Raw genomic sequence first — 11,228 nt, 5'->3', positions numbered from 1 at the left:
CCGCGGCACTGCGGACAGTAGTCGATTTCGATACCCTGGCGTTCGCTCATCACGAGCGCGACGCGGCAGGAGGGGCAAACCATACCGAGGAGGGAAGTAGATGTCATACGGGGCTCCAAACCGAAAGGAATGAGCCCGCTTGACCGAAAGAATGGAAACGGGCCCGTTAAAGCGGTCCGACATCACAATCGCCAAAAGCGACAGTCAGAGGGGCCCGGCCCGCACCGAACAGTTAGGGATGCAAAGCCGCGGCTTCAAGGTCGATATTGCCCTGCAAGAATGATTTGTTCGCCAGCGTTGCTCAGGCAGTCACCACGATTCAAATCGTCACCACGATCTCAGATCGTCACTACGATCTTGCCGAACTGCTCGTTCGACTCCAGGTAGCGGTGCGCCTCGACGATTTGGTCGAACGCGAAGGTCCTGTCGATGATCGGCCTCAGCGTTCCGTGCTCCAGACCTTCGACGATAAACGCCTTGGCGGCCTCGAGTTTCACAGGGTTGCCGGTGATCTCGTGGACGAGGTAGCCGCGCAGTGTCAGCGTCTTGCTCAGCACCGCTGGCAGCGGGAATGGCGTCGGCTCGCGGCTGAGACCGCCATATTCGATGAGGATGCCGCCACGCGACATGGCCGCTGTGAGTGGCTCGAAGATCGGGCCGCCGATCGCATCGAACACGACGCGCACGCCTTCAGGCCCTGCGATCTCATTCAGCCGTGCCGCCAAATCCTCCTCGGCCAAGGTGACGACTTCAGCCGCGCCGGCATCGAGCAGGGCCTGCCTCTTCGCCGATGTCCGCGTCACCGCAATCGCTGTTGCACCGACCCTGTTGGCGATCTGGATTGCCGCAAGCCCGACGCTGCTCGAGGCTGCGGTGATCACCACGTGGTCTCCGCTGTGCAGCCCGGCGATATCGATCAGCGCGCCATAGGCGGTGAGATACTGCATCCAGACGGCCGCTGCCGTCTGCCAGTCGAGCGACGGCGGATGCTTGACGACAAGTCCGGCGGGGTAGGTGGCAAACTCGCCATAGGCCGGCCAGCGGATCATCGATTGCGGCGGGATGACACTGACGCTGTCGCCCGGCGCGAAATCCTTCACGCCGACACCAATAGCCTCGATGACGCCCGCTGCCTCGAGGCCAAGCCCCGAGGGGAGCGTCGGCGTCTCGATATAGGAAGCCGCGCGCAGCAGCGCTTCGGCGCGATTGAGGCCGAGTGCCTTGACCCGGATTTGAACTTCGCCCGAACCCGGTGGGGAAAGCGCGACATCCTCGATGCGCAGAACCTCGGGGCCACCATGCTGGTGAAAGCGAACTACGCGTGTCATTCGGATACTCCAAATCATCTGAACCGAATGAGCTATGCAGCCGGTCTTGCCAGGGATAAATGGCTGTAAGAGAAGAACAGTAGAAACCAGGAGTTCTGAATATGGATCGGCTTGAGAGCATGGCCGTGTTCGTCAAGGCGGTCGATCTCGGCTCGTTCGCGGCCGCGGCGGTCGCGCTTGATCTCTCCGGACCGATGGTCGGCAAGCATGTCCGGTTTCTTGAGGAGCGGCTGGGCGTGCGGCTGCTCAACCGGACCACGCGACGGCAGAGCCTGACCGACTTCGGCCGCGCTTACTATGAACGCTGTCGGGTGGTGCTCGCCGAGGCCGAAGCCGCCGATGCGCTCGCCGCCGAACAGTTTTCGGAGCCACGTGGAAAACTGCGGGTCACCATGCCGGCGCATTTCGGGCGCCATTGCGTGACCCCCGTGTTGCTGAAGCTGGCCCATCAATATCCGATGCTGGAACTCGACCTGTCGCTCACCGACCGCTTGGCGGATCTTGCCGAGGACGGCTACGATCTCGCAATCCGCACCGGCACTCTTGACGACAAGGTGGGGGTGATTGCGCGTCGCGTCGCGCGTCAGGGCATGGTCGTCTGCGCGGCACCCTCTTATCTCAGAATTCATGGCGAGCCGCAGCGGATCGAGGATCTCGCCGACCATCAGGCGATTGTCTACCGCCGGCTCGGCCAGGTCGTTCACCCGTGGTTGTTTGTGCGCGAGGGGCAACCCACGCTCGAGATCACGCCAACCGGACGGCTGCGGCTCGACGATCTCGATGCCATCGCTGACGCGGCCGCCGACGGCATGGGGCTGGCCTGGCTGCCCTGGTGGCTGGTACGCGACCGCATTCAGGCCGGCGCGCTGATGGCGCTGTTGCCGGACCAGCCGCGATATCTCTACGACTGCCACGCGCTTTGGCTGCAGACACCGCATCTGCCGCTGAAGGTGCGGCTGGCCGTCGATGCGCTGGCCGTCGCCTTGCCGAAATCGATGGCCTGATTGCCAATCGCCGCCGCTCAGTTGAGATCGCGCCGATACTCCTTGACCTCGCTGCGGTCGACGATCCGCTCGTCTCCGTCATGGGCAGTGATGTGGGTCTCGATCCGCCAGACGTCGCGCAGCGCGCGCACCGTCGCCGTCACTGAAAGGCGCGCCTGCCAGTCGCCGCGGCCATAGGATTTTTCCCAGGTGCAGGTGCCGACCGCCGAGGTCGGGTCGTCGGGGTGAATGGAGAACCGGTCGACATGCTTCGCTGAAAGGACGATTCCCGTATGCGGATGCCGCACCGTGCCGCCATCATTGACGACTTGGTAGACCGTCTCGCTGGTGACCTGGTCTGTCGAAACCGAGCGCTGAAAACCGTCGCCCTTGGCCAGAACCTCCTGCTCCATCGGCGCGGCGCTTTCCGGAGCCAGGAAGGCCCCCAGCGTGTCGTCCAGCTTCTGCGGCGCGCGCACCGGCAGGATCAGCCGGCTGTCCCCGCAATGGATCGACAGCGTCGCCTGCTCGGCGGTCGGAAAGACGATCGGCCAATGCGATGTCGCCAGTGCCAGCCGGATACGCTCGCCAGCCTCGAAACGCTGCCCGCAGCAGCGCAGCTTGATGCGGACGGTCTCCGCCCGGCCCGGCACCATGGGTACGATGTCCAGATCATCGTTGCGATGGCTCAGATTGAGGATGCCGTAGCTGATGCGCGAGGCAGCACCTTCCGGGAACACTTGCGACAGCGTGGCGGACAGAAGCGCAACCGGCTTGTCGGAGGAGAGCTTGACCTCGAATTCGGGAAAACCGAGGATCTCGACCGCTTCGGTCAACGGCGCCGTCTCGAAGATCAGGGCATTGCCTTCTTCCGTGCGTTGGTCGACCGGCAAGGTAGGCATGACGCCATAACCGCACCAGGCGCCGGACGACAGGCCGGCCGTCTGCGGCGATGAAATCTCCAGGATCGTGTCTTCGCCCCTGGCCTCGCTCAGCACATGCGGCGCAAGGTTCAGCACCTTTTCGCCGATTCCCGGCCCCGGCCATGCCGGCTCCGCGACCCAGCGGCCGGGTCGCTCGTCATAGATCGCTGCCGGCCGTGCGGGATCTTGAATCCAGGCGCGCAGCATCGGCTCGTCGGCAATGCCGGTGTTTATGCCCTTGAGATATTGATCCCACCAGCGCAGGCACTCCTGCAGGAAGCCGATGCGCGGTCCCGGCATGGCGAAGTGCGGATATTTATGGCCCCAGGGTCCAATCAGCCCTTTACGGGGACCGCTTAGCTTTTCCAGCATCCGGAAGATCGGATTGGGATAACCGTCGGCCCAGCCGCCGACGGCGTAGACCGGGATTTCGACATCGGAATATTCCTCGCAGATCGAACCGTGCTTGTAGAAATCGTCGCGGCGCTGGTGTTCAAACCAGTCCTGCATCCAGATGCCATTGCCATTCAGCCGTTGTTTCCAAAGATCGCGCCAGCGGTCGCCGACAATGAGCGGGTCGGGCGGGGTCATGGCGATGGCCCAGGCGGTGGTTCCCCACATCAGATTGTCGCACATCATCGCGCCGCCGAGATAATGCACGTCGTCGTTATAGCGGTCGTCGGTCGAGCACAGCGAAACGACGGCTTTCAGCGCCGGCGGCCGGCGGGCCGCGACCTGCAGCCCGTTGAAGCCGCCCCAGCTGATGCCGATCATGCCGACGCTTCCCGAGCACCAGGATTGCCTCGCCAGCCATTCGATGACCACCAGGCAGTCATCCTGCTCCTGCTTCAGATACTCACCCTTGCACAGCCCTTCGCTGTCGCCCGAGCCGCGCATATCGACCCGCACGCCGGCATAGCCGTGACCGGCGAAATAGGGATGCGTCAGCGCATCGCGCTCCACCGTTCCGTCACGCTTGCGATAGGGCAAATATTCGAGGATCGCCGGCACGGGATCGCTCTCCGCGTCTTCCGGCAGCCAGACACGCGCCGCCAGCTTGACGCCATCCGGCATCGGAATCCACAAATTCTCGATCTCGCGGATTTTGCGCGGGAAATCGGTGACGATGCGGATATCTTGCATGGCGGCTCCTCTCAACGCCCCGGCCGACACTTGCGCCGGTGGCGATCCTTATGTGTTCAGCGGGAAATGGCAGGTTAGACGGCTGTCGCCGACCGAGGCCGGGACGGGGACATCCAGCGCGCAACGGCCCTCGGCCTGCGGGCAGCGTGTGTGAAACTCGCAGCCTGAGGGGCGCGCCAGCAAGGACGGAACGTCAGCCGGCAGCGTGATGCGCTGGTGCACCCGATCTGGATCGGGCTCGGGGTTGGCGGACAGAAGGGCCGCCGTATAGGGATGATGCGGGGCACGGAAGATCGCTTCGGTTTCGCCCTGCTCGACGAAGCGTCCGAGATACATCACCGCCATGCGGTCGGCGATCTGGCGCACGACATGCAGATTGTGGGTGATGATCAGCATCGACAGGCCCATGCGGTCGCGCAGGTCGTTGAGCAGGTTCAGCACCTCTCCCTGCACGGAGACGTCGAGGCCGGCGGTCGGCTCGTCGGCGACGCCCAGCACCGGGTCCAGCGCGATCGCCCGCGCAACGCCGACGCGGCGCGCCTGGCCGCCGGATAGCTGGTGCGGGTAGCGGTCGGCGAAATCGCGCGGCAGACCGACCAGCGCAAGAAGCCGTGTGACTTCAGCGTTGAGATCGCGATCCGACAAACCGTGGATGACGAAAGGCTCCGACAGCAGCGAGCGCACGCTGAGCCGCGGCGACAGCGATCCGACCGGATCCTGGAACATCATCGGCATGCGCCGCCGCACCGGTTTCATCGCGGCGTTGGACAGGCCTTGCAGTTCCTGTCCTTCGAACACGATCGTGCCTGCTTTCACCGGCTGAAGACCGTTGAGGGTGCGCGCCAGCGTCGTCTTGCCCGAGCCGGATTCGCCGACCAGCGCGAAGGTGCTGCCTCGTTGAAGCGTGAAGCTGACGCCGGAGACCGCTTCGATTTCGGTGGCCCGCCCCGCGAGCCTGGCGGACAGGCCGCCAACCCGAAACGAGACGCGCAGGTCGCTGACACGGAGCAGGTCTTCGTTCATGCGCTCATGGCCCCCAGTGGAACGTCCGCGTGCCAGCAATGGGCGATATGAGATCCGCCGACAGGGGCGTTGGGAGGCGTCGTCAGGCATTGGGCGTCGGCGCGATCGCAGCGCGGCTGGAAGACGCAGCCGCTTGGTCGGCGGCGCAGGTCCGGCAAGGTCCCGGCAATCGTCGGCAGCCGGGGCACACGCTGCGACAGCCGGGCGGGATCGCAGGCCAGCAGCTTCTGCGTGTAGGGATGGCGGGCGTCGTGGAAGATCTCGCGGGTCGTGCCGCTTTCCACCACCTCGCCGGCATACATCACGATCATCTCGTCGCAGAGTTCGGCGATCACGCCCAGATGATGCGAGATGAACAGCACCGAGCAGCCGATGTCGCGCTGCAGATCCTTGAGCAGTTCGATGGTGGCCACCTCCAGCGTCGCATCGAGCGCCGTGGTCGGCTCGTCGGCGATCAGCAGCGCTGGCTCCATCATCAGCGCCATGGCGATGGCGATGCGCTGCTTCATGCCGCCGGAGAATTCGTGCGGAAACTGCGTCAGCCGGCTTTCCGGATCGGGAATGCGAACCTTGCGCAGCATGGCGACCGAGCGCGCATCCTTGTCCCGCTTCGACAGACCCGAGCGATACTGGATGTCGCGCATCTGCCGCCCCACCGACAGCACCGGGTTGAGCGCACCCATCGGGTCCTGGAAAACGGTGGCGATCCTTTGCCCGCGCAGGCCGCGCATCGCGGTGGGGTCGAGCCGGGCAAGGTTCTTGTCGCCCTCGAAGATGATGTCGCCCGATAATATCTCGCCATTGTCGGCGAGCAGGCCGAGAATGGCGTTGATGAGCGTCGACTTCCCGCAGCCGGATTCGCCGACCACGCCAACGCTGCGGTTGGCCGGCACGGAAAAACTCACCTGCTTCAGCGCCTCCAGTCGCCCACTCTCGGTGTGGAAGGCGACGCTCAGATCCTTGATCGCGAGAACCGTCATGACCGCCCCTTCAGCCGGGGATCGAAGAGGTCGCGCAGCGTCTCGCCGAAGAAGGTGAAGCCGAGTGTGGTCAGCACGATGGGCAGGCCGCCGGCAATCACGATCCAGTAGGAATCGCGGATGTTGGCAAAGCCGTCATTGAGGATCGCGCCCCAGCTCGGCGTTGGCGGCCGCACGCCGAGCCCGAGGAAGCTCATGCCGGCCTCGATCGCCACCACCACGGGAATGTCCATCGATATCAGGATCAGGATCGGGCCGATGATGTTGGGCAGGATATGGACGCGCAGGATACGGCCGGCACTGGCGCCCATCGAGCGCGCCGCCATGACATGTTCGGCCGACTTCAGCACCAGCGTCTGCGTCCTGATGATGCGGGCATAGCCCGGCACATTGACCAGCATCACCACCAGCACCACCGCATAGAGCGAGGGGCCGAACAGGGTGACCAGCGTCAGCGCCAGCATGACGGTGGGAAAGCTCTTCACGGCGTCGAAGATCAGCAGCAGCACATTGTCGAGCCAGCGCGGCCCATAGCCGGCGATCAGCCCGAGCACCACGCCGACGACCAGCGACACCGCTGTCGCGCCCAGCGCGATCAAGAGCGCGACGCGCCCGCCATAGAGCACCCGGGTCAGAAGATCACGGCCGAGGTGGTCGGTGCCGAGCAGATGCAGCAGGCTCGGCGAAGCGAAGCGTTCGGCCGGCGATATCTTGCTCGGCGCATAGCTGGTCAGCGCGCTGGCAAACACCGCCGACAGCACCACCAGCGTCACCAGCGTCAGGCCGACGGCGCCGAGCGGCTCGCGCATGATGCCGCGCACGGTGCGCCACAATCCGGACAACCGGCTGCCGCCGGAAGACAGCTCAGTTGAAACTTGATCTGACACGGGGATCCAAGATACCGACCAGAATGTCGGCCGCTACGTTGACGAGGACGAAGAAGACCGTGGTGACCAGCACGGCTCCGGAGACGATGGGGTAGTTGCGCACCGAGATCGCCTCATAGACCAGCTTGCCGATGCCGGGGCGGGCGAAGACGATTTCGGCGAAAACGGAAGACGACAGCATGTGGCCGATGCCGACGCCGAGCAGGGTGATCGTGGGCAGCACGGCAATGCGCAGCGCGTAGGTGTAGACGATCCGGTGCTCTGTCAGGCCGAAGGCGCGCGCCGTGCGGATATGGCTGGCCTCCAGCGTCTCCAGCATCGAGGCGCGCACCATGCGCGAGATGTAGCCGATCCAGCCAAGCCCGACCGCCAGCGACGGCAGGATGAGGTGCTGGAGCCGGCTGGCGAGGTCGCCCGGTTCGCCGGCGCCGATCGCCGGCAGCCATTGCAGTGCGACCGCGAACACCAGCAGCGAATAGATGGCGACGACGAAGGACGGCACCGCGATCATCGCCACCGAAAGAACCCCGATCACCTGATCGACAAAGCCGCCTCGGCGCACCGCGGCGATACAGCCAAGCGGGATGCCAAGCGCCACCGACCAGGTGATGCCGCCGACCACCAGCGCCAGCGTGAACGGAAGCTGCTCGATCACCACGTCCAGCACCGGCCGGTTCGACAGAACCTCGGTGCCCAGGTCACCGCGCAGGACCGATCCGTAGAAGTGCAGGAACTGCCGCCACACCGGCTGGTCGAGGCCCATGCGTACGCGCAGCGCCTCCATCATCTCCGGCGTCGCGCGTGGCCCCAGCGCGACGGAGGCCGGGTCGCCGGGAATGAGGTAGACCATGGCGAACATCATCATCATAGCGACGCTGATGATGATGGCGCCAAGCCACAGACGCTTGAGGGCGTAGCGGATCATTTTCGGTACCTGTCGGACGGTCTTTGGTGGGGGCGAGCCCCGCCCTCCGATATCATGCCGGTTTGAAGCCGGTGAACACGGGCTCGCCGTTCGGCTTCAGGCCGGCCACAAGCGTGTCTCGATTCATGATGCCGGTGACCTCATGCGTCAGGAAAACGTAGTTGCCGTTCTCCTCCATCAGGTCCTGCAGCTTCTTGTAGATGACATCGCGTTTCGCCGGGTCGAGCTCGACCATGCCTTCGGCATTGAGCTTGTCGAATTCCTCGCTGGAAAACCGCTCCCAGTTCCAGACGCCGATCTGGTCGCGGGTGAACCAGGCAGTCGCCCAGCTCGGATCCGGCTGCATGGAGAAGCGGCTGATGATCATCTGCAGCTTCTTCCAGTAGTCGCCTTCCTTGGCGCCAAGCGTCCAGAAGGTGCCGCTGTCGTTCTGCTTGATCTCCACATTGAGGCCGACATCCTGCAGGTTCGACTGCACGACCTGCGCCGCGGTCAGCCGCTCGGTCTTGTTGAGGATGTCGAGCGTGATCGTCGTGCCGGCCAGCCCCTCCTTGGCGATCATGTCGCGGGCGCGGTCTGGGTCGAAATCGAAAAGGTTCTTCTCGCGATGGCCGGGCAGGCCGGGCGCGATGATGCCGGTGGCGGTTGCGGCGGCGCCGAAATAGGCAGCATCGACCACCGCCTTGCGGTCCACGGCGTACTGAACCGCGCGGCGCATGTTGAGATTGTTGAAGGGAGCGACATCCTGGTTCATGCCGAGCCAGACAAAGGCCAGCGAAGGCTTCTCCACCACTGTCGTCTTCGGCGGCGGCGTCTGCTTCAGGCGCGAGATCGAGGAGACCGCGGTCCAGGTGTAGTCGAGGTCGCCGGCCTCATAGCCGAGTTCGGCGGTCTTCTCGTCCTCGATCGGATGAATGTGGATTTCCGCGAAGGCACCTTGCTCGTACTTCCAGTCGGGATTGCGGACCAGCACCGTGCGCTGCTTGGGCAGCCATTCCTTCAGGATGTAGGGGCCTGACTGAGCCACTGGCTTGACGCCCATCTTGCCACCGAGCTCGGTGATGGCGCGCTTTGACAGGATGGTGCCGGACGGCGTCGGCAAAGTCGACGTCCACAGCGGCGCGAAGGCTTGTTTCAGGTGGATCAGCCCCGACAGCTTGTCCTTGACCTCGACTTCCTTGAGCGTTGCCCAGTCGCCGGAATAGGGGCTCTTGTTGGCTGGGTCGGCGATGCGTTCGATCGAAAACTTGACGTCTTCGGCCGTCATCTGGCCGTAGCCATCGGTGAAGCCGATATTGTCGCGCAGCTGGAAGGCGACGGTCAGCGGATCGAGCTGCTTGATCGTTTCCGCCGCCATCGGCCGCCAGCCCCAGCTGTCGCCAGGCGTGGTGACGACGAGGCCGGCGAAGATGACGCTGGTGATGTCGCCTTCAGGCGCCGCCAGCCGGAAGCAAGGGTCGAGCGTCTGGATGTCGGCGTAGGAGCGCACCTTGAGGATCGGCCCGTCGCTCGACCAGGAAACTTTTGGATTGACCATTGAGGCGAGGCCGAAAGCGCCGGCTGCGGCGAGCAGGCTGCGGCGCGAAACCCTGGTGTCGGCTAGAATGGACATGCTCTACCCCTCAGCTGTTTTCGTTGTCTTGTTTTCAGGCCGCAGGCCATTCTCCAAGCCGGGCCGAATGTGTCGGTCCGCTAAAACTGCTAATAATAGACATCTATGTCTAGCGAAAATTTTGCCGGCACGTCCGAATCTTGGATACGGACGATCTTGCGGAAAATCTCGACATCTGTTCCGACCGCCGCCGGCGCGTCGACTTGGGCAAGTCACGGGCGGAATGTGATCGCGCAGACGATATGGCCTGGCCCGCCATTCGGTGGGGCCTGGATCAAGAGCTGTAGCGGAGATAGGCCTCTCGGCCGCCGCTCACTTCCAGATTTCAGCCGCCAGGCGCATGAAATTGCCGCCCAGGACATCGCGCACGGTCTGCTCGGACTGGCCGCGGCGCAGAAGAACCTCGGTCAGTTCGCGCATCTGACCTGGAGCCGCGTAGGTCGTCGCCCCCTCCGGATATTCGCTCTTGGGCCAGAATTGCGGATTGTCGGAAATGATGCGGTCGATGCCTTTGACATCAACCGGAAAGGCGTAGTCCAGTCCGATGCCGACATGATTTGGGCCAGCCAGGTCGACGAGATATTCGATGTGGTCAGCCAGCCTGTCCGAGTCCGTGCGTCCCTCTCCCAGGAAACGATTGAGCCCGACGATCGCGACGATGCCGCCGGTGCGCGCGCAGGCCTTGATCTGCTCGTCGGTGATATTGCGGCCATGGCCGCACAAGGCCTTGGCGTTGGAGTGCGAGAAGATGACTGGCCGGTTGGAGTATTCCATCACCTCCATCGAGGTGCGATAGCCGGTGTGGGTGACGTCGACGAACATGCCGAGACGGTTCATCTCGTCGATGACCTCGCGGCCGAACGCCGTCAGGCTGGTCTCGACATCGTGGCAACCGCCGCCGGCCAGATTGTTCCTGTTGTACGCAAACAGGATCTGGCGGACGCCCAGATGGTGATAGAACTCGACCATCTCGACGCGGCCGTCGAGCGCGTTCATGCCCTCGATGTCGAAGGTGATCGCCAGTTTGCCTTCAAGCTTGGCCTTGCGGATTTCCGCGACGGAGGAGACCAGCGTGTAGTGCTCGGGATTGGCAAGGATCCAGTGGCGGAAATTTGCGAGCGTCCGCACGGTCTGCTCCCAGGGCAACAGGTCGAAGCCGACATCGATCGACAGATAGTCGATGCCGGCGTCGCGCCAGATCTGCAGATTGTTCAGGTCCGCCGCCGGGTCCGGCATGAAGCCGGAATGCGCGTCCCATATGATTTCACTGTCGAAAATGGCCTGGGCGGCTGTCGAAACGCTCACTTTTTCCTCGCTCTCTCGGCGACACAACACAACGGAAAGCCGGATCAAGCGGCGTTCCGGACGTGTGATCCAGATGCAGTGCGCATCAAGTATCAGGCCACAGACACATGTGTCTAGAC

General features: G+C 63.8%; 10 protein-coding genes. 1 reads left to right on the top strand and 9 read right to left on the bottom strand.

The genetic code is table 11. The features are described 5' to 3' along the window. The coding region (locus EN879_RS11055; protein ID WP_206520933.1) for a zf-TFIIB domain-containing protein at positions 1-107 on the bottom strand (107 nt) is incomplete at its 3' end. Positions 108-338: 231 nt separating this feature from the next. Further along, positions 339-1,328: a zinc-dependent alcohol dehydrogenase family protein gene (locus tag EN879_RS11050; protein ID WP_063167550.1), complete on the bottom strand. Its 990-nt coding sequence runs from the start codon at positions 1,326-1,328 to the stop codon at positions 339-341. A 101-nt stretch (positions 1,329-1,429) separates the two neighbouring features. Here EN879_RS11050 and EN879_RS11045 point away from each other — a divergent pair, with 101 nt between their 5' ends. Continuing rightward, positions 1,430-2,332 (top strand): LysR family transcriptional regulator, encoded by a 903-nt coding sequence (locus EN879_RS11045; protein ID WP_063167551.1) that lies wholly within the window; start codon positions 1,430-1,432, stop codon positions 2,330-2,332. A gap of 17 nt (positions 2,333-2,349) precedes the next feature. Here the strand turns inward: EN879_RS11045 and EN879_RS11040 are convergent, their stop codons facing one another. The 7 genes from EN879_RS11040 to EN879_RS11010 form a co-directional block, all read right to left on the bottom strand. Further along, positions 2,350-4,377, bottom strand: coding sequence for a CocE/NonD family hydrolase (locus tag EN879_RS11040; protein ID WP_063167552.1), 2,028 nt, complete (start codon positions 4,375-4,377; stop codon positions 2,350-2,352). Between the two features lie 48 nt (positions 4,378-4,425). After that, positions 4,426-5,400: an ABC transporter ATP-binding protein gene (locus EN879_RS11035; RefSeq protein WP_127274053.1), complete on the bottom strand. Its 975-nt coding sequence runs from the start codon at positions 5,398-5,400 to the stop codon at positions 4,426-4,428. Next, positions 5,397-6,380: an ABC transporter ATP-binding protein gene (locus EN879_RS11030; RefSeq protein WP_063167553.1), complete on the bottom strand. Its 984-nt coding sequence runs from the start codon at positions 6,378-6,380 to the stop codon at positions 5,397-5,399. The genes EN879_RS11035 and EN879_RS11030 overlap by 4 nt, the downstream gene beginning before the upstream one ends. Beyond that, positions 6,377-7,222, bottom strand: coding sequence for an ABC transporter permease (locus tag EN879_RS11025; protein WP_082826413.1), 846 nt, complete (start codon positions 7,220-7,222; stop codon positions 6,377-6,379). Before EN879_RS11025 ends, EN879_RS11030 begins: the two co-directional genes overlap by 4 nt. Before the next feature lie 22 nt (positions 7,223-7,244). Then, positions 7,245-8,192, bottom strand: coding sequence for an ABC transporter permease (locus EN879_RS11020; RefSeq protein ID WP_063167554.1), 948 nt, complete (start codon positions 8,190-8,192; stop codon positions 7,245-7,247). A gap of 52 nt (positions 8,193-8,244) precedes the next feature. Continuing rightward, complete coding sequence (locus EN879_RS11015; RefSeq protein WP_063167555.1) at positions 8,245-9,804, bottom strand: ABC transporter substrate-binding protein; 1,560 nt, start codon at positions 9,802-9,804, stop codon at positions 8,245-8,247. 312 nt (positions 9,805-10,116) lie between these two features. After that, positions 10,117-11,109: a membrane dipeptidase gene (locus EN879_RS11010; protein ID WP_082826414.1), complete on the bottom strand. Its 993-nt coding sequence runs from the start codon at positions 11,107-11,109 to the stop codon at positions 10,117-10,119. Between the last annotated feature and the right edge of the window lie 119 nt (positions 11,110-11,228).

The sequence above is a fragment of the Mesorhizobium sp. M7A.F.Ca.AU.002.02.1.1 genome, from assembly GCF_003998535.1.
Lineage (GTDB): Bacteria > Pseudomonadota > Alphaproteobacteria > Rhizobiales > Rhizobiaceae > Mesorhizobium > Mesorhizobium ciceri.
The sequence above is the reverse complement of the archived record's forward strand: the minus strand, read 5'-3'. Positions and strand labels throughout refer to the sequence as shown.